Genomic DNA, 17,200 nt, shown 5'->3' with positions numbered 1-17,200 from the left:
ATGAGCGCGTTGGTCATCGGTGGCAATGGTTTCATCGGTTCACGACTCGTCGCCGCGCTGCGTACGCGTGGTGAAGAGACGGCGGTGCTGGATCGCTTCCCTGCCCGCACGGACATGGACTGGGCTGGTGTGCGCTACTTTCAGGGCGATTTCCACGACGCTGATGTACTGGAGCAGGCGCTGCAGGATGTCGATTCCGTGTACCACCTCGCCAGCTGCACTGTGCCGAGCACTGCTGATGCTGATCCGATCGCTGATATCGAAGGCAATCTAATCGGTACCCACCGTTTGCTGGAGGCAATGCGCGTACGGGGCGTGCGTAGGCTCTGCTACTTTTCCTCTGGAGGAACGGTGTATGGCAACCCCGACACCCTTCCCGTTCCCGAAACGCACGCGCTGCGACCGATTTCCTCCTACGGCATCGTAAAGGTCGCCATCGAGCACTATCTGACGATGTTCCAACGTCAGGGTTGGCTGGATCCGGTGATCATCCGTCCCTCAAATCCCTACGGGCCAGGGCAGTCCACGCGCGGGATCCAGGGCGCAGTGGCTGTATTCCTGGGACGCGCGCTGGCAGGATTGCCAGTCGAGATATGGGGTGACGGGGAAACCGTCCGAGACTACGTGTTCATCGACGACCTCATCGATCTTGCGCTGTTGGCAACGGAGTCCGGAAGGACAGGAGTATTCAACGCGGCCTCTGGTAATGGCATCAGTCTGAACGAGCTCTGCGCGGCAATTCGGGTAGCTTCGGGCAGGGCATTGCCTGTGCAGTACAAGCCTGGTCGCACGTTTGATGTGCGATCCATTGTTCTCGACGTCCAGCGCGCCAAGCAGTTGCTGGGCTGGACACCAAAGATCGCGCTGGCGGAGGGGTTGATCCTCGCCTGGCGAAGCATGCAGGACGCGACGGGCAGCTAGATTCGCTTGAATCTCCGCGACGGCGTCGCACGGAGACGCAGGTGAATGTGCCCAGCAAGCAGTCGTGTGGCTTCATCGAACACAACTCAGTGTGAACTGAATCTGGCCTCCAGTCCTCGTATCGCTCGTCTGCAAGTGCGATTCCCTCCCCAACTGCAGTCTTGACGAGCGAGTCTGCGGAATTTTTCGAGTATCGGCACAAAGGAATGAGCAGAACAGCGTCCTCCCAAACGAGTCACTTCCCGCTGATAGTGGCTATCTGCGCCGCCCTCGGACTATTCGTGTACGTGGCGACTGCCATGATTTCACCTCTCAACGGCGAGGATTTCGCATTGACGCGGGATATGGCCGGCGTTGCGCCGATGGATCGTTTCGGCTGGATCATTGAACGTTCGTCGGCACAGATTACGCAGTGGAACGCACGGCTTGGAGAACAGCTCGCAATCCTCTGGCTGAGCGTACCTCGAATCTACTTCGTCCTGGCGACGACAGCCTCGCTGCTGTTCTTCTGTGCCGTGGTTGCCGTGTATGGGCGCAGGCAAACGGATCGCGATTCGTTCCTGCATGGCTCAATCTACGCGCTGGCGATGCTCTGGTTGTTCTGGCCGGGTTACGAAGTTTTTTTCTGGACGACGGCCCAAGCGGCCTACTTCCAGCCGATGATTCTCACCCTTCTGTTGATGTCCTTTTACTTTACCGCCGAGGCGACGCAGAAGCTTGGTGAATCGAACCTCCGCTGTCTTGTTGCGGTCGTACTGGCGTGCCTTGTTGGCCTTTCGTTCGAGAACGTACCGCCTGCGCTGGGTGCGGGAATGGGGCTGGTACTTCTGCTGAGCGGAAGGGCTCGCTGGCGAATACGCGCAATTGTTCCCATCATCGCACTCGCCGCTGCGTGGGGAGTGTTGATGCTGGCGCCCTCCACAGCAATCCGTCGTGCCGCATACGCAGCCATGTATCCAGCCAACCTCGGTGTTGGTCACGTGCTTGAGCGGTCCCATAGTGTTTTTGGCACGTTGGTGAGTACAGGCTGGCTGCTCGTGTTGGCAGGGACGGCGGCTAGCGTTTACCTGTGGCGCGTGCACGCATGGCGGCAGCAGGTGGTGCTGGCGTGGACGGTGTCCTCTCTCACTGTGCTCAGTGTCATTGCCGCGCCCTACACGGAGCCTCGTGCCTTTATTGTTCCGTGGGCAATCTGGTACATGCTCGTTGTCGCCGCTGTCATTCGACTGGTGTCGATCAGTTGGTTCCGCTCGGGTGCAGCGATTGTAGCCGTTGCCAGTCTTTACCTTCCGCTGCAGGCGAATCTCTCATATGTTGAGTTTGCGCGCAGCCTGGAAGAGCGAGATTCCTACATACGAATCATGTCTAGGACCGAGCGCTGCCAGCAAGGCATTGATGTCGGGCATGCTACTAAAGCATATTCTTATAAGTATCTGAACAGTCGCGAAGCCTGGTTCGTCGCAAATCCTGCTTACGTAAGCGCCTACTACGGTTGCAAGGTGCTGCCGCAATGAGCAGTCGCCGATGGATGCCATTCCTGCGATATGCGGTCACTGGTGGCCTGAATACTGCCGTGCACTGGATGATATTTGTGCTTCTGGTATGGCTGGGTAACCCACAGTCCATCTCCAACCTCTGCGCGTTCCTGGTGGCGGTCACATTGTCTTTCTTCCTGAATGCTCAGTGGACATTCAAGACCCGGACCAGCATCAAGCGATATGTGGTGATGGTTCTGACAATGGGGACGCTCAGCTTCGTTCTGGGTGCCGTCGCAGATGCGCTCTCACTGCATCCGATCGTTACAATGGTCGGGTTTTCTGCCGTAAGCTTGGTGATTGGTTACCTTATTGCAAAGTTCATTGTTTTCCGGGAGGTCCCTTGAAAATCAGTCTTGTCATACCGGTCTTCAATGAACAAGAGGCCATCCCCATCTTTTACCGGGCGGTGCAGATGCTGCCTGGACTTGAGGGGCATGATCTCGAGCTTGTTTTTGTAAATGACGGCAGCTCCGATGGAACCGAGTCGGTCATCACTGCGCTGGCGGCGGCGGATCCCAAAGTCACGCTGATCAATTTCTCGCGTAATTTCGGTAAAGAACCAGCATTGCTGGCTGGCATACACGCAGCGCGTGGCGATGTCGTCATCCCGATGGATGTCGATCTCCAGGATCCACTGGAGTTGCTTCCCGCCATGGTCGAAAAGTTCAAGGCAGGTGCCGATGTTGTACTCGCACGGCGCGTTGATCGCGGTAGCGATGGCTTCCTCAAGCGAAACAGTGCCAACTGGTTCTACAAATTGATCAATGCGATTTCAGAAAGTCCTGTAGAGGCAAACGTTGGTGACTTCCGCCTGATGTCCAGGCCTGTCGTTGAAGCGATCAAGCAACTGCCCGAGAACCGGCTGTTCATGAAGGGCTTGTTGAGTTGGGTTGGCTTTTCAACCGACTTTGTCGACTACTCACGACCCGAGCGCTCTGCCGGTGTCTCGAAGTTCAATGGTTGGAAGCTGTGGAATTTTGCGCTTGAGGGAATCACCTCGTTCAGTAGCGCGCCGTTGCGCGTGTGGACGTACGTCGGCAGCACGATTGGATTTTTCTCGATTGCCTACGGGGTCTGGATTGTGATCGACAAGCTGCTGCATGGGAACGCAGTGCAGGGTTACTCCTCTTTGATTGCAGCCATTCTCTTTCTCGGTGCCGTCCAGTTGATTGGAATTGGCGTCCTCGGTGAGTACATCGGGCGTATCTATTCCGAGGTGAAGCGTCGTCCCCGCTACATCGTCCGCAGCACAGTGCAGCATGAGAAGAAGGACTGAACGGATGGAGGCTGGCGCGTACCGTATGTGGGTAGCGGGACTGTTGGTGAGCCTGGTCGGAATAGCCGGGTGCTCAGAACAGGTGCCCGAGGTGACAGTTCCGGCCGGGATGGTCCACGGCGAGCGGGCAAGCCCCTCCGCCGTCATCCAAAAGCCGCATGTCGCGCAGGGCTGCAATCTTGAGACCGTCAATGGGCAGCCCGTCGCCTCGTTACCGGTCCAGGCGTCAAACGGTCAGATTGCATTGAGTGGTTGGGTCGCGGGCCAGATCGATGATCGTGGCGAGCTGGTCGGCGAGACTTCGCTGGTGTTTTCTGCGGGTCCCGGAACCACGGAAATTAACGTCGCCGGAGCAGATGTTCATCACCGTGAGGATGTTGCGCGTTCTCTCGGAGAGCCTGCGTTGTCCGCGGCAGGATTCGAAGCTCTCCTAGATGGATCAAAGCTGTCGCCGGGCACATACGCCCTCACGCTGAAGCGAGGCTCTTACGTATGTGCCCAACCATTCAGTCTGCAGAGGGGCAATTGAAGTCTGATCCTGCACGCTCCGCGGGCCACTTCCTGCACAGCGGATTCACTTGTTTTATGAGGTTCGCGTGAGCCTGCCCCCGCGCAGCTTGTCGTACAGACGTTGGCCAGGTACTTCCACGAAGTAATATGTGAAAGCTGCCGTCACTACCACGCAGGCGAGCGTGACCAAAGCTGCAGTGGCAAATGCGAGTCCACCGTGTCCGATGTGCGCATCTATTTGCGCGTAGATGCCATGCATCTGCAGGAGTTGGATCAGCGGGAACTGCACCAGATAGGTGCTGTAGCTTACAAGGCCAAGCCAGCGGGTTACCTTGTTGTCGAGCCATCGCGGGAAACCCGCTATCGACATGCCGACCATCAAGGGCGCTGCAATCGAAAGCAGAACTTCTTCTGGCAGGCCGAACGGTGCGTGCAAGGAATAGATGGTGCATGCCAGCAGCGCCAGGAAAGCAACACCTACGGCTTGGCGCTGCATTGCATTGCGTGCTGTCGGCATGCCGGCACGGCTGAGATGTAGGATAAGGAGGCCGAGAACGAAATATTGGCTGTGGACCAGTACGTTGAGTGATGCGAACTCGTTCAGTTGGCCATCAAAGCTGTCCTGCAGGTAGCGCTTTGAAAGTACTGCAATCGGGCATAGCACTACCCACGCGAGTGCTGCCGACTTGACTGTCCTGATGGTCGAAAGCAGCAGCGGGAACATGAAGTAGAAAAGCCATTCGATACCGATGGACCAACCGCCGCCGACGAGGCCGCTCTGCTTGCCTGGTACAAGCGTAAACAGGAAGCTTCCTGACAGCATGAAGTCGAGCAGAGGTGGCATCGGTTGATCCATGGCCAGCCGAAAAGCCACGCCTGTGAGGATCATGAAGTAAAACAGCGGAGCGATTCGGAAGAATCTTTTCTGGTAGAAGACCTTGATCGCATGCGTGAATAGTAGGCATGACCGATAGCAAACGCGCTCAGCACGAAGAACACGCGGACGAAGAAGTCCATCCTTCCGGTAATGGCCGCAGCCGTCTCATTGATCGGGATGCCCGAAAGATAGAGGACATGAAACATGACCACGCCGAGCGCCGCCAATCCGCGGAGGACGTCCGGCCCGTGGATGCGGTCTTGCATCTGATTGTTCATAGTAAGAAGTGAACCCGTGAAGGAGAAAAGGGCCGGCTGAACTTCAGCCGGCCCTTGGATGGCGAAAGGCCTCTGCGCTGAGTCGTCAGAGCGCCTTTTCCAGCTCCGGCAGGATCCCAAACAGATCGCCCACCAGACCGATATCGGCGATCTCGAAGATTGGCGAATCCGGATCCTTGTTGATCGCCACGATCGTGCCGGCATCCTTGATGCCGGTCAGGTGCTGGATGGCGCCACTGATGCCGACGGCCACGTAAAGTTCCGGCGCGATGATCTTGCCGGTCTGGCCGACCTGCAGGTCGCTGGGCACGTAGCCGGCATCAACCGCAGCGCGCGAGGCACCGACGGCGGCACCGAGCTTGTCGGCCAGCTGGAAGATGACCTTGAAGTTCTCTTCCGAACCGACACCACGGCCACCGGAGACCACGCGCTTGGCGCTCTGCAGGTCCGGGCGGTCGCTGGCACCAGCGGCGAGGCCGACGAAGCGGGTGTGGGTCGGCAGGGCAGCATCGACGCTGGCCGCTTCGATGGTGGCGCTGCCGCCCTGGGCGGCTTCCGGCCACGAGGCGGCACGCACGGTGGCGACCACGATCTGGTCGGCCGGGGCTTCCACGGTGATGATCGCGTTGCCGGCGTAGATCGGGCGCTTGAAGGTGTGGCTGCCTTCAACGCTCATCAGGTCGGAAACCTGGTTGACGCCCAGCAGGGCGGCCACGCACGGCATGAGGTCCTTGCCGAAGGTGGTCGACGGGCCGAACACGTGGGTGTAACCCTTGGCCAGCTGCGCGATCTGCGGTGCCAGCACCTGGGCGATGGCCTGCGCGTTGGCAGCGTTGGCCAAGGTCAGGACCTTGGCGACGCCAGCGATCTTCGCGGCCTCCGCAGCCACGGCAGCCGGATCGGCGGCCAGCACCAGCACGTCGATGCTGGCACCGCTGATGGCGGCGGCAGCGCTGACGGTCTTGGCGGTAGCGGCGTTGAGCTTGCCGTCGTGGTGCTCGGCGATGACGAGAATCCTGCTCATTACAGCAACCCCTTCTGCTTGAGTGCGGCAACCAGTTCGGCCGCGTCCTTGACCATCACACCCTTGCTGCGCTTGGACGGCGCGGCGTACTGGGTGGTCTTGAAGGTGTCGGCGGCTTCAACGCCGAGGTCGGCCAGCTGCAGGGTCTCCAGCGGCTTGGCCTTGGCCTTCATGATGTCCGGCAGCTTGATGAAGCGCGGCTCGTTCAGGCGCAGGTCGGTGGTGACCACGGCCGGCAGATCGACTTCCAGCGTTTCCAGGCCGGCGTCGACTTCGCGGGTCACCGTGGCCTTGCCGTCGGCAATGTCCAGCTTGCTGGCGAAGGTCGCCTGCGGGCGCCCCCACAGCGTGGCCAGCATCTGGCCGGTCTGGTTGGCGTCGTCGTCGATCGCCTGCTTGCCCAGGATCACCAGGTCCGGCTGTTCCTTCTCGATCAGCTTGAGCAGGGTGCGCGCGGCGGTCAGCGGCTGGATGGCCTGGTCGGTGACCACATGGACGGCGCGGTTGGCGCCCATGGCCAGGCCGTTGCGCAGGTGCGCCTGGGCATCGGCCGGGGCGATGGTGGCGACCACGACCTCGCTGGCGATGCCCTTGTCGCGCAGGCGCAGGGCCTCTTCCAGGGCGATTTCATCGAAGGGGTTGGGGGACAGCTTGACGCCGTCGGTGACCACGCCGGAACCGTCCGGCTTGACCTGAATGCGGACGTTGTAGTCCACCACGCGCTTGTACGCGACGAGGATTTTCATCTGGTACGGGGTCCTTCAATAACGGAGAGAACGTCCGGTCCTCGCACAGCAACCGGTTCGGGGGTGGGACCCCGATTCTAGCTGGCTTGAGGGGACCATGCGAATGCGTATGGTCTTGTAGTGATGCTGCGCCGCCGCATAGCTTTGGCGTGAAGGCAGCTTTCTGATGTCATGTTCACGTCATGCAGGCAGTCGTGAAGGTTTCCCCGATGTATCCTGTCCCGCTATGTCGGGCACCGTGGGTGCCTGTGGACGTCATCATTGAACAGGAGATCAGGTAGTGCCCACATGGCTTGTCACCGGCGGTGCCGGCTTTATCGGCGGAAATTTCGTCCTCGAGGCAGTTGCCCGTGGCATCAAGGTCATCAACCTCGACGCCCTGACCTACGCCGGCAACCTGAAGACCCTGTCCAGCCTGGACGGCAACCCGAACCACGTGTTCGTGCAGGGTGACATCGGCGACAGTGCGCTGGTTGCCCGCCTGCTGGCCGAGCACCAGCCCGATGCGGTGCTGAACTTCGCCGCCGAAAGCCACGTCGACCGTTCGATCGATGGCCCTGGCGCCTTCATCCAGACCAATGTCGTCGGCACCCTCGGCCTGCTTGAGGCAGTGCGCGAATACTGGAAGGCGTTGCCGCCCGAGCAGGGCGCGGCGTTCCGCTTCCTGCATGTCTCCACCGACGAGGTGTACGGCACCTTGGGCGAGACCGGCAAGTTCAGCGAAACCACCCCGTATGCCCCGAATTCGCCGTACTCGGCGTCGAAAGCGGCTTCGGACCACTTGGTGCGTGCGTTCCACCACACCTACGGGCTGCCGGTGCTGACCACCAACTGCTCCAACAACTACGGTCCGTACCACTTCCCCGAGAAGCTGATCCCGCTGGTGATCGCCAAGGCGCTGGCTGGCGAACCGCTGCCGGTGTACGGCGATGGCAAGCAGGTGCGCGACTGGCTGTTCGTGTCCGACCACTGCGAAGCGATCCGCACCGTGTTGGCCAAGGGCCAGGTGGGCGAGACCTATAACGTCGGCGGCAATTCGGAAAAGCAGAACATTGAAGTGGTGCAGGCGATCTGCGCACTGCTGGACCAGCGCCGTCCGCGCGAAGACGGCCAGCCGCGCAGCAGCCAGATTACCTACGTCACCGACCGCCCCGGTCATGACCGCCGCTATGCGATCGATGCCTCGAAGCTGAAGAACGATCTGGGCTGGGAACCGGCCTACACCTTCGAACAGGGCATCACCTTCACCGTTGACTGGTACCTGGACAACCAGGAATGGGTCAACGGCGTGCTGGACGGCAGCTACCGTCTGCAGCGCATCGGCACCGCAGCCTGAATCCAGGAGATTTCATGACCCAGCGTAAAGGCATCATCCTGGCCGGGGGCTCCGGCACCCGGCTGTATCCGATCACCAAGGGCGTCAGCAAGCAGCTGCTGCCGGTGTACGACAAGCCGATGATCTATTACCCGCTCAGCGTGCTGATGCTGGCGGGCATCCGCGAGGTGCTGATCATCAACACCCCGCACGAGCAGGCGCTGTTCCAGCAGCTGCTGGGCGACGGCTCGCAGTGGGGCATGGACATCCAGTACGCGGTGCAGCCGAGCCCCGATGGCCTGGCCCAGGCCTACCTGATCGGCCGTGATTTCGTCGCCGGCAAGCCGAGCTGCCTGGTGCTGGGCGACAACATCTTCCACGGCCACGGTCTGCGAGAAGTGCTGCGCAACGCCGACCAGCGCGAGCAGGGCGCGACCGTATTCGGCTACTGGGTCAACGACCCGGAGCGCTACGGCGTGGCCGAGTTCGACAAGGACGGCAAGGTCATCGATCTTGTCGAGAAGCCGGAGAATCCGCGGTCGAACTATGCGGTTACCGGCCTGTATTTCTATGACGGCAATGCCAGCGACTATGCGGCCGAGCTCAAGCCGTCGCCGCGTGGCGAGCTGGAGATCACCGATCTGAACCAGCGCTACCTGCGCGAGGGCCATCTGCATCTTGAGGCGCTCGGCCGTGGTTACGCCTGGCTCGATACCGGCACCCATCAGTCGCTGCTTGAGGCGTCCAACTTCATCGAGACCATCCAGACCCGTCAGGGCCTGCAGGTGTGCTGCCCGGAAGAAATCGCGTTCGGCAAGGGCTGGATCAACGCCGAGCAGCTGGAAGCACTGGCTGCGCCGCTGATCAAGAATGGCTACGGCCAGTACCTGCACAAGCTCGCCCTGCGTGGAGTCGTTCCGTGAAAGTGATTGAAACCAAGTTGCCCGGCTGCGTGGTGATCGAGCCGGCGGTGTTCGGCGATGCCCGCGGTTATTTCTTCGAAACCTGGAACGCCGAGCGCTTCGCCGCGCTGGGCCTGCCGGACCGTTTCGTGCAGAGCAACGTGTCGACCTCTGCGCAGGGCGTGCTGCGCGGCCTGCATTACCAATGGCCGCGGCCGCAGGGCAAGCTGGTCAGCGTGCTGGAAGGTGAGGTCTATGACGTGGCCGTGGATATCCGCCGCGGTTCGCCGACCTTCGGCCAGTGGGAAGCGGTGGTGCTGAGCGCGGAGAACAAGAAGCAGTTCTGGATTCCGGAGGGCTTTGCCCATGGCTTTGCCGTGTTGTCCGAGCGTGCGGTGTTCAGCTACCTGTGCACCGAGGTTTATCTGAAGGACTTCGATGCCGGCGTGCGCTGGAATGACGCAGGCATTGCCGTGGACTGGCCGGTCAGCGCACCGACCCTGTCAGCCAAGGACGAGAATGCACCGTTCCTGAAGGACATTGCTGAAGATCGCCTGCCGGTCTACGTGCCATGACCGTGCTGGTGTTCGGTGGCAACGGGCAGGTGGGCCAGGAGTTGCTGCGCGCGCTGGCGCCGCTGGGGAAGGTGATTGCAACCACGCGCAGCGGCCAACTGCCCGACGGAAGTAGCTGCGAAACGGCCGATTTCGGCCAGCCCGACAGCCTGCCGCCATTGCTGGACCGCGTGCAGCCGTCGCTGGTGGTCAATGCGGCCGCCTATACCGCAGTTGATCGTGCGGAGCAGGAGGTCGAAGCTGCCTTCGCTGCCAATGCGCAGGCGCCGGGCGTGATCGCGCGCTGGTGTGCGGCGCATGGCGTGCCGTTCGTGCATTACTCCACCGACTACGTGTTCGACGGCCAGGGCAGCGCGCCCTACCGCGAGGACGAGCCGACCGCACCGCTGGGCGTGTATGGCACCAGCAAGCGCGATGGCGAGGACGCGGTGCGTGCGGCCGGTGGCCGCCATCTGATTTTCCGCACGGCGTGGGTGTATGCATCGCACGGCGCGAACTTCCTGCGCACGATGTTGCGTGTGGGTGCAGAGCGTGACGTATTGCGTGTGGTGGCTGACCAGATCGGTACGCCGACGCCGGCGGCGCTGATCGCCGATGTCACCGCGCAGGCACTGCAGCATCCTGGACAGTTGTCGGGTACCTGGCACCTGACCGCCAGCGGCCAGACCAGCTGGCATGGCTTTGCCGAGGCCATATTTGCCGAGGCGTTGGCCAGCGGCGTGTTGGCCAAGGTGCCGACGGTCGAGGCGATTCCCACTTCCGAGTATCCGACCCCGGCCAAGCGCCCGGCCTGGTCGGTGCTGGACAACCGCAAGCTGCAGCAGGATTTCGGCGTCGTGCTGCCGAGCTGGCAGGATGGCCTGAAGCGGGTGATGGCGGAGCTGGCCTGACGGCCGTAGCGCCGGGCCATGCCCGGCGACGCAGCGCTGCCGGGCCGATCAGGGACGGGTCAGAGCCCGCTGCGCAGCAACGGGATCCGACCCCGGGCAAACCTCAGCGGCGCCCGTAGGTATCCTCGAAGCGCACGATGTCATCCTCGCCCAGGTAGCTGCCGGACTGCACTTCGATCAGTTCCAGCGGCAGCTTGCCCGGGTTGCGCAGGCGGTGGGTCACGCCCAGCGGAATATAGGTGCTCTGGTTCTCGCTGAGCAGGATCACCTCGTCACCACGGGTCACTTCAGCGGTGCCGCTGACCACGATCCAGTGTTCGGCGCGATGGTGATGCATCTGCAGGCTCAGCGTGCCGCCGGGCTTGACCGTGATCCGCTTGACCTGGAAGCGCTCGCCGTTGTCGATCGAATCGTAGGCACCCCACGGGCGATAGACCTTGCGGTGCCAGGTGGCCTCGCTGCGGCCCTCGGCCTTCAGCTGCGCCACTACGGTCTTGACCTCCTGCATGCGATCGGCCTTGCCGACCAGCACCGCGTCGTCGGTTTCCACCACCACCACGTCATCCAGCCCGACCAGCGCCACCAGGCGCTGTGCGTAGGCATAGGTGTTGCGGCAGTCGATGGCGATAACGTCGCCCTGGTGGGCGTTGCCATCGCCGTCCTGCTGCGAGACATCGCGCAGCGCGGTCCACGAGCCGACATCGTTCCAGCCGGCATCCAGTGGAATCACCACGGCATCGGCGGTCTTCTCCATCACCGCATAGTCGATCGAATCGGACGGAACGGCAGTGAAGGCCTCCTTGTCCAGGCGGGTGAAATCGGCATCGCGACGCGCCTGCTGCCAGGCCTGGCGGCTGCCGGCGAGCATGGCGGGCTGGAAGCGTTCCAGCTCCTGCAGGTAGCGCGAGGCCTTGAACAGGAACATGCCGCTGTTCCAGTAGTACTGGCCGCTGCTGACGTAGCGGGTGGCGGTGCCCAGGTCGGGCTTCTCGACGAAGCGCTCGACCGCGCGCAGGCCCTGGCCATCGGCGGCCTTGATATAGCCGTAGCCGGTTTCCGGGCCGGTCGGCACGATGCCGAAGGTCACCAGCTTTCCGGCTTCGGCGGCAGCGGCGGCGGCCTGGACGGCGCTGCGGAATGCAGTCTCGTTGTTGATCACATGATCGGAGGGCAGCACCAGCAGCAGCGCGTCGCCGCCGTCGCGGGTGGCTTCCAGCGCGGCCACCGCGATCGCCGGTGCCGTGTTGCGGCCGACCGGCTCAAGGATGATCGCGGCTGGCTCGGCGCCAACCTGCTGCAGCTGCTCGGCGGCTACGAAGCGATGCTCTTCGTTGGCGATCACCAGCGGTCCACGCGCGGCGATCGGCGCCACGCGCTTCCAGGTGGCCTGCAGCATCGTCAGTTCGCCCGCCAACGACAGGAACTGCTTTGGGTACGCCTCGCGCGACAGCGGCCACAGGCGGGTACCGGATCCACCGGACAGGATGACGGGCTGGATGCTGCTCATGCGTTCCTCGGTTACTGCTGGATGAGGCGGGAGATGTCGTCGGTACGTGCCTGCATCAGTGCGGCATCGCCCCGGGCTTCAACATTCAGGCGCAGCAGCGGCTCGGTGTTGGAGCTGCGCAGGTTGAAGCGCCAGTCGCCGAAGTCGGCGCTGATGCCATCGGTGTGGTCCAGCGTGGGCGACTGCGCTGCGAAGTGCTCCATCACGCGTGCGACGGCGGCCTTGGCATCGCTGACCTTGAAATTGATTTCGCCGCTGCACGGGTAGGCAGCCATGCGGTCTTCGACCCAGTCGGCCAGCGAGCGCCCGCTTTCGGAAACCAGCTGGGCGATCAGCAGCCACGGAATCATGCCCGAGTCGGCATAGGCGAACTCGCGGAAATAGTGGTGGGCGCTCATCTCGCCACCGTACACCGCGTCTTCGGCGCGCATCTTTTCCTTGATGAAAGCGTGGCCGCTCTTGCACTGCACCGGTACGCCGCCGGCCTGTTCGACCATGTCCACGGTGTTCCAGACCAGGCGCGGGTCGTGCACGACCTTGCCGCCGGGATTGCGCGCCAGGATTGCCTTGGCCAGCAGGCCGACCAGGTAGTAGCCCTCGATGAAGCGGCCGGTATGGTCGAAGAAGAAGCAACGGTCGAAGTCACCGTCCCAGGCAATGCCGAAATCGGCACCGTGTTCGCGCACGGCGTCGGCGGTGGCGGCGCGGTTCTCCGGCAGCAGCGGGTTGGGAATGCCGTTGGGGAAGCTGCCGTCCGGCTCGTGGCAGATGCGGATGAACTCGAACGGCAGGTGCGGCGACAGCAGGTCGACGATGGCCCCGGCACCGCCGTTGCCAGCGTTGACCACCAGCTTCAGCGGTCGCAGCTTGCCAGCGTCGACATAGCTCAGCAGGTGCTGGATGTACGCGCTCTTGTCGTGCTGCGCGCTCTGCGCGGCACGCGGCGGCTGTGCCGCGGACGTATCGGCGGCAACCGCATCGGAAATCGCGAACAGGCCAGTATCGGAGCTGATCGGTCGTGCGTTTTCCTTGACCAGCTTCATGCCGTTGTAGTCCATCGGATTATGGCTGGCGGTGACCATCACACCGCCGGCCGCGCCCAGGTGGTCGGTCTGGAAATACACCTCTTCCGTGCCACACAGGCCGATGTCGATCACCTCGCGCCCGGTACCGCGCAGACCTGCGGCCAGTGCATCCTGCAGCGCGGGGCTGGTCAGGCGCACGTCATGGCCCAGCACCACCGGGCCCGGCGCAAGCTGCGCCGCCAGGGCAACGCCGATGCGGCGGGCCAGATCTTCGTTCAGTTCTTCCGGCACGCGGCCGCGGATGTCATAGGCCTTGAAGGCGGGCAGGGGCATTGATCAGGATCCTTGGGTGGCTCAGCACGCGATTGTAGTACCTGTCTTGTATGGGAAGCGTTTCCATGCCGCAACGCCACGTGACCGCCTGCCCTGCTGGCCTAGAATGGTGTGATTACATCAACGAAGTGAGGGCGTAGATGAGCAATCCGGCAACGACCGGCGGAAAGCGCGGCAAGCGCTTCGCCAGTGCGACGGAGGCCCTGCAGGGGGTGGTCGCCGATGGGCAGACCCTGGCCGTGGGCGGCTTTGGCCTGTGTGGCATTCCCGAGGCGCTGATCGCTGCGCTGCGCGACAGTGGCGTCAAGGGCCTGACCGTGATCTCCAACAATGCCGGTGTCGATGGCTTCGGACTGGGCCAGCTGCTGGAAACCCGGCAGATCAAGAAAATGATTTCGTCCTACGTGGGCGAGAACAAGGAATTCGAACGGCAGTTTCTGGCTGGTGAGCTGGAGCTGGAGTTCAACCCGCAGGGCACACTGGCCGAGCGCCTGCGTGCCGGTGGTGCGGGTATTCCGGCATTCTTCACTGCCACCGGCTATGGCACGGTGGTTGCCGAGGGCAAGGAAACCCGCGAGTTCGACGGCAAGCACTACGTGATGGAGACGGCGCTGCGCGCCGATGTGGCACTGGTCAAGGCCTGGAAGGCCGACGAGGCCGGCAACCTGGTGTTCCGCAAGACCGCACGCAACTTCAACCCGGCCTGTGCGATGGCCGGCAAGGTCTGCATCGTGGAAGTGGAGGAGGTGGTGCCGGTCGGTGCCATCGACCCGGACCAGGTGCACCTGCCAGGCATCTATGTGCACCGCATCGTGCACAACGCGCATCCTGAGAAGCGAATCGAACAGCGCACCATCCGCGCGGAGGGCAACTGACATGGCGTGGACCCGTGACGAGATGGCGGCACGCGCCGCCCAGGAGCTGATCGATGGCGCCTACGTCAACCTGGGCATCGGCCTGCCGACGCTGGTTGCCAATCACATTCCCGAAGGCGTGGATGTGTGGCTGCAGTCGGAGAACGGCCTGCTCGGCATCGGCCCGTTCCCGACCGACGCTGAAGTCGACGCGGACCTGATCAATGCCGGCAAGCAGACGGTTACGGCGCGTGCCGGTGCCAGCTACTTCGGCAGCCACGACAGCTTCGCGATGATCCGCGGTGGCCATGTGAACCTGGCCATCCTTGGCGCCATGCAGGTCACCGACAAGGGTGACCTGGCCAACTGGATGGTGCCCGGCAAGATGGTCAAGGGCATGGGCGGGGCAATGGACCTGGTCGCCGGCGTGCAGCGCGTTGTGGTGCTGATGGAGCACACTGCCAAGAACGGCGAGCACAAGATCCTGGCCGAATGCACGCTGCCGTTGACCGGCGTGGGCGTGGTCGACCGCATCATCACCGATCTGGCGGTGTTCGACGTGACCGAAAAGGGCCTGTTGCTGGTGGAGGCCGCGCCGGGTGTCAGCGATGAAGAGCTGAAGGAAAAGACCGGCGTCGCGTTCCGGCGTTGAGGACAACGATGTTGCCGCGCAGCGCCAGCCTCAGGGTTGGCGTTGTGGGCCTCCGACGACGTAGCCGGCGTTGGCAACAAGGTCCGGCAGCAACTGCATGACCGGATCAAGTGCATCGTCGTTGTCCAGCTCACTGGGATAGCAGTGCGCATCCAGCAGTGACCGCAACGCCGACGCCCGCAGCCACATCGTGCCTGCTGTCTGCGGCGTAGGGGTGTCGGCCATCCCCAGCCGCGCCGCCCAGCGGAGATGACGGCGTGTAACGGCGACGGCCTCCGGAGTGGATGCCGCGAACATGCCCAGCGCAGGTTGCTCATCGAACTGTTGAAGCACAGCGTCGAGATCCGCCGTTCCTGGTAGCTGCGGTCTTGCCTCGCCGCTTCCGCGGAGGTCCAGCCAGCAGGCCAGCAACGATGGATCCGGACCAAAAGCCTCCAGGACCTGCACGATGCTGGACAGGGCATTGCCCGCATGGCCGATGATATCGACCGCAGCGTCATGAGGGCGCTGCGCCATTGGAATGAAAACACGGTAGCTCACGCCCAGGCCGCTGGCGGCCTCGCAAGCTGTAGCGATCAGCCCGGGATCATCAATGAGAATCAGCAGGCAGGCCCGCAGGGGGCCGGCGGGCGAAGCCGGGGACAGCGCTTGGCGCGTCGCGTCAAGCCAGGCATGCCCAAGCCGGGCATCCGGTTCCAGCACCGCGCCTTCGGCCCATTCGTTCCAGGCATTGATGAAGACCATGCGTTGGCGCGCAGGCGCCAGGGCCAGGCGTTCATGGATCGTGGTGCGCAACCAGTCGCGGTAGCCACGGGGTGAGGCGTGCAGGTACACGCGGCCGCGGCCGGAACGACGCGCCTCGTTGTCCCAGCCCGGGTTCACGCCAGGATAGAGCGGATAATCCGGCAGTGGCCGCGCTGCGATTTCTGCAGCCAGTTCGCGCCAGTCGCGTACATCGCCATTGAAGGCAGGATTGAGCAGCCACTGCTGTGCCGACAACGAGCGCGGGTTACTCATGTTCGGCGGGAATTCGACGGCGGCATCAAAGCCGATATCGCGCGGATCCGGTCGCTCGAAGCCTTGGACGTAGGCCAGGTGGATCTCGCCCACGCCGTTGTCGCGGCACCAGCGGCGCCAGCGCTCGGCAGTCGCCCGGGCGTCGGGCAGCAGGTTCGGGCGATAGACCAGCAGCATCGGCCGACCCTCGACCTTCAATGCACGGCGGTCGCGCAGGTAGGGCGCGACATGTGCGATGAAGGCCAGATCGTCCTCTGCGCTGTGCTGCTGGCCGATCAGGATGTCGTCGTCGCGGCCGTCCCAGCGTCGTGCCCAGTTCTCGTTGGCCCAGCACAGGCAGAACGGCAGGTCGATGCTGTCATCGGCCAGCCATTGACGCAGCGGGTCCTCCATCAGGGTGCGGCCGCTGAACCAATAGTAGTAGAAGCAGAATGCGCCGATGCCGTACTCCGCAGCCAAGCGTGCCTGGTCACGCATCACCTGCGGGTTGCGCAGGTCATAAAAGCCGAGGTCGGCCGGCAGGCGGGGTTGGATGTGACCCTCGAACTGCGGCAGGGCGCGGGTGACGTTGCGCCACTCGGTAAAGCCCTTGCCCCACCAGGCGTCGTTCTCCGGGAAGGTATGGAACTGCGGCAGGTAGAAAGCGACCAGCGTCGCCGGCATGGGTGACGGCAATGCTCCCTCACGCCATGGCACGTGGCCGATCGCCGGTTCATCGGCACGCCAGCGCAGCTGGGCACTGGCGCGCGCGCCCCCCTCATCCTGCTGCCCCTTGGGGGGCGGCGGCACCCAGTCGCCATGCCGTGCCAACAGCCGGGTGCGCAACCGGTCGCGCTGCGCCTGCGGCAACGGCAAGGCCCGGAACACGGCGCGCAGCAACGGGAACAGCGACTGGCGCAGGCTCATCGGGCGAGGCCTCGCGACAGCGGGCGGTAGGACGGAATCAGCATCTGGGCAACG

Annotated in this window: 15 protein-coding genes and 1 pseudogene; 10 read left to right on the top strand and 6 right to left on the bottom strand. The window is 63.0% G+C overall.

Translation table 11 applies throughout. The features are described 5' to 3' along the window. From AC5QAB_RS11765 to AC5QAB_RS11750, 4 genes are all read left to right on the top strand, one after another. The gene (locus tag AC5QAB_RS11765; protein WP_014645848.1) at positions 1-921 is read left to right on the top strand and encodes an NAD-dependent epimerase/dehydratase family protein; all 921 of its coding nucleotides are present in this window, start codon (positions 1-3) and stop codon (positions 919-921) included. A 206-nt stretch (positions 922-1,127) separates the two neighbouring features. Continuing rightward, positions 1,128-2,435 carry a DUF6056 family protein gene (locus tag AC5QAB_RS11760; RefSeq protein WP_262217460.1) on the top strand — a complete coding sequence of 436 codons (1,308 nt, stop codon included), beginning with the start codon at positions 1,128-1,130 and terminating at the stop codon, positions 2,433-2,435. Continuing rightward, positions 2,432-2,803 carry a GtrA family protein gene (locus AC5QAB_RS11755; RefSeq protein ID WP_049405977.1) on the top strand — a complete coding sequence of 124 codons (372 nt, stop codon included), beginning with the start codon at positions 2,432-2,434 and terminating at the stop codon, positions 2,801-2,803. The genes AC5QAB_RS11760 and AC5QAB_RS11755 overlap by 4 nt, the downstream gene beginning before the upstream one ends. Beyond that, positions 2,800-3,735, top strand: coding sequence for a glycosyltransferase family 2 protein (locus tag AC5QAB_RS11750; protein WP_032957905.1), 936 nt, complete (start codon positions 2,800-2,802; stop codon positions 3,733-3,735). The genes AC5QAB_RS11755 and AC5QAB_RS11750 overlap by 4 nt, the downstream gene beginning before the upstream one ends. A 583-nt stretch (positions 3,736-4,318) precedes the next feature. Here AC5QAB_RS11750 and AC5QAB_RS11745 read toward each other — a convergent pair. The 3 genes and pseudogenes from AC5QAB_RS11745 to AC5QAB_RS11735 form a co-directional block, all read right to left on the bottom strand. Beyond that, positions 4,319-5,328: pseudogene (locus tag AC5QAB_RS11745) on the bottom strand (acyltransferase family protein). A 157-nt stretch (positions 5,329-5,485) separates the two neighbouring features. Further along, positions 5,486-6,424, bottom strand: coding sequence for an electron transfer flavoprotein subunit alpha/FixB family protein (locus AC5QAB_RS11740; protein WP_262217462.1), 939 nt, complete (start codon positions 6,422-6,424; stop codon positions 5,486-5,488). Beyond that, positions 6,424-7,170 carry an electron transfer flavoprotein subunit beta/FixA family protein gene (locus AC5QAB_RS11735; RefSeq protein ID WP_014035896.1) on the bottom strand — a complete coding sequence of 249 codons (747 nt, stop codon included), beginning with the start codon at positions 7,168-7,170 and terminating at the stop codon, positions 6,424-6,426. Before AC5QAB_RS11735 ends, AC5QAB_RS11740 begins: the two co-directional genes overlap by 1 nt. Before the next feature lie 280 nt (positions 7,171-7,450). Between AC5QAB_RS11735 and rfbB the strand changes: the two genes are divergently transcribed. From rfbB to rfbD, 4 genes are read left to right on the top strand one after another with little or no spacing between them, the layout of a single operon-like run. Continuing rightward, positions 7,451-8,506, top strand: a complete 1,056-nt coding sequence (rfbB, locus tag AC5QAB_RS11730; protein WP_495233406.1) for a dTDP-glucose 4,6-dehydratase — start codon at positions 7,451-7,453, stop codon at positions 8,504-8,506. Positions 8,507-8,520: 14 nt separating this feature from the next. Beyond that, on the top strand, positions 8,521-9,408 hold the full coding sequence (gene rfbA, locus AC5QAB_RS11725; RefSeq protein ID WP_014645856.1) for a glucose-1-phosphate thymidylyltransferase RfbA: 888 nt from the start codon (positions 8,521-8,523) through the stop codon (positions 9,406-9,408). After that, a complete protein-coding gene (rfbC, locus tag AC5QAB_RS11720) occupies positions 9,405-9,962 on the top strand; it encodes a dTDP-4-dehydrorhamnose 3,5-epimerase (protein ID WP_014645857.1) in 558 nt (185 codons plus the stop codon). The genes rfbA and rfbC overlap by 4 nt, the downstream gene beginning before the upstream one ends. After that, positions 9,959-10,852, top strand: coding sequence for a dTDP-4-dehydrorhamnose reductase (rfbD, locus tag AC5QAB_RS11715; protein ID WP_495233405.1), 894 nt, complete (start codon positions 9,959-9,961; stop codon positions 10,850-10,852). The genes rfbC and rfbD overlap by 4 nt, the downstream gene beginning before the upstream one ends. Before the next feature lie 103 nt (positions 10,853-10,955). On the opposite strand, the gene AC5QAB_RS11710 is transcribed toward rfbD, so the two are convergent. Together AC5QAB_RS11710 and AC5QAB_RS11705 are read right to left on the bottom strand one after the other, a co-directional pair. Further along, positions 10,956-12,359 carry a mannose-1-phosphate guanylyltransferase/mannose-6-phosphate isomerase gene (locus AC5QAB_RS11710; RefSeq protein WP_032957916.1) on the bottom strand — a complete coding sequence of 468 codons (1,404 nt, stop codon included), beginning with the start codon at positions 12,357-12,359 and terminating at the stop codon, positions 10,956-10,958. Positions 12,360-12,370: 11 nt separating this feature from the next. Continuing rightward, on the bottom strand, positions 12,371-13,717 hold the full coding sequence (locus AC5QAB_RS11705; RefSeq protein ID WP_049405966.1) for a phosphohexomutase domain-containing protein: 1,347 nt from the start codon (positions 13,715-13,717) through the stop codon (positions 12,371-12,373). A 140-nt stretch (positions 13,718-13,857) separates the two neighbouring features. Here AC5QAB_RS11705 and AC5QAB_RS11700 point away from each other — a divergent pair, with 140 nt between their 5' ends. Both AC5QAB_RS11700 and AC5QAB_RS11695 read left to right on the top strand, forming a co-directional pair. Continuing rightward, positions 13,858-14,592: a CoA transferase subunit A gene (locus AC5QAB_RS11700; RefSeq protein ID WP_478444176.1), complete on the top strand. Its 735-nt coding sequence runs from the start codon at positions 13,858-13,860 to the stop codon at positions 14,590-14,592. Between the two features lies 1 nt (position 14,593). Further along, positions 14,594-15,223, top strand: a complete 630-nt coding sequence (locus AC5QAB_RS11695; protein ID WP_053494810.1) for a CoA transferase subunit B — start codon at positions 14,594-14,596, stop codon at positions 15,221-15,223. Positions 15,224-15,253: 30 nt separating this feature from the next. Here the strand turns inward: AC5QAB_RS11695 and AC5QAB_RS11690 are convergent, their stop codons facing one another. Beyond that, positions 15,254-17,146 carry a glycoside hydrolase family 99-like domain-containing protein gene (locus AC5QAB_RS11690; RefSeq protein ID WP_069118018.1) on the bottom strand — a complete coding sequence of 631 codons (1,893 nt, stop codon included), beginning with the start codon at positions 17,144-17,146 and terminating at the stop codon, positions 15,254-15,256. Positions 17,147-17,200: the final 54 nt, after the last annotated feature.

Source organism: Stenotrophomonas sp. YJH_SMC_127, assembly GCF_059372445.1.
This window is presented reverse-complemented; position numbering and strand designations above follow the sequence as displayed.

Bases quoted from the DNA above. Each gene is read 5' to 3' on its own strand.
- AC5QAB_RS11765 (WP_014645848.1), top strand. From the start codon at position 1: ATGAGCGCGTTGGTCATCGGTGGCAATGGTTTCATCGGTTCACGACTC.
- AC5QAB_RS11760 (WP_262217460.1), top strand. From the start codon at position 1,128: ATGAGCAGAACAGCGTCCTCCCAAACGAGTCACTTCCCGCTGATAGTG.
- AC5QAB_RS11755 (WP_049405977.1), top strand. From the start codon at position 2,432: ATGAGCAGTCGCCGATGGATGCCATTCCTGCGATATGCGGTCACTGGT.
- AC5QAB_RS11740 (WP_262217462.1), bottom strand. From the start codon at position 6,424: ATGAGCAGGATTCTCGTCATCGCCGAGCACCACGACGGCAAGCTCAAC.
- AC5QAB_RS11735 (WP_014035896.1), bottom strand. From the start codon at position 7,170: ATGAAAATCCTCGTCGCGTACAAGCGCGTGGTGGACTACAACGTCCGC.
- rfbA (WP_014645856.1), top strand. From the start codon at position 8,521: ATGACCCAGCGTAAAGGCATCATCCTGGCCGGGGGCTCCGGCACCCGG.
- rfbD (WP_495233405.1), top strand. From the start codon at position 9,959: ATGACCGTGCTGGTGTTCGGTGGCAACGGGCAGGTGGGCCAGGAGTTG.
- AC5QAB_RS11710 (WP_032957916.1), bottom strand. From the start codon at position 12,359: ATGAGCAGCATCCAGCCCGTCATCCTGTCCGGTGGATCCGGTACCCGC.
- AC5QAB_RS11705 (WP_049405966.1), bottom strand. From the start codon at position 13,717: ATGCCCCTGCCCGCCTTCAAGGCCTATGACATCCGCGGCCGCGTGCCG.
- AC5QAB_RS11700 (WP_478444176.1), top strand. From the start codon at position 13,858: ATGAGCAATCCGGCAACGACCGGCGGAAAGCGCGGCAAGCGCTTCGCC.
- AC5QAB_RS11695 (WP_053494810.1), top strand. From the start codon at position 14,594: ATGGCGTGGACCCGTGACGAGATGGCGGCACGCGCCGCCCAGGAGCTG.
- AC5QAB_RS11690 (WP_069118018.1), bottom strand. From the start codon at position 17,146: ATGAGCCTGCGCCAGTCGCTGTTCCCGTTGCTGCGCGCCGTGTTCCGG.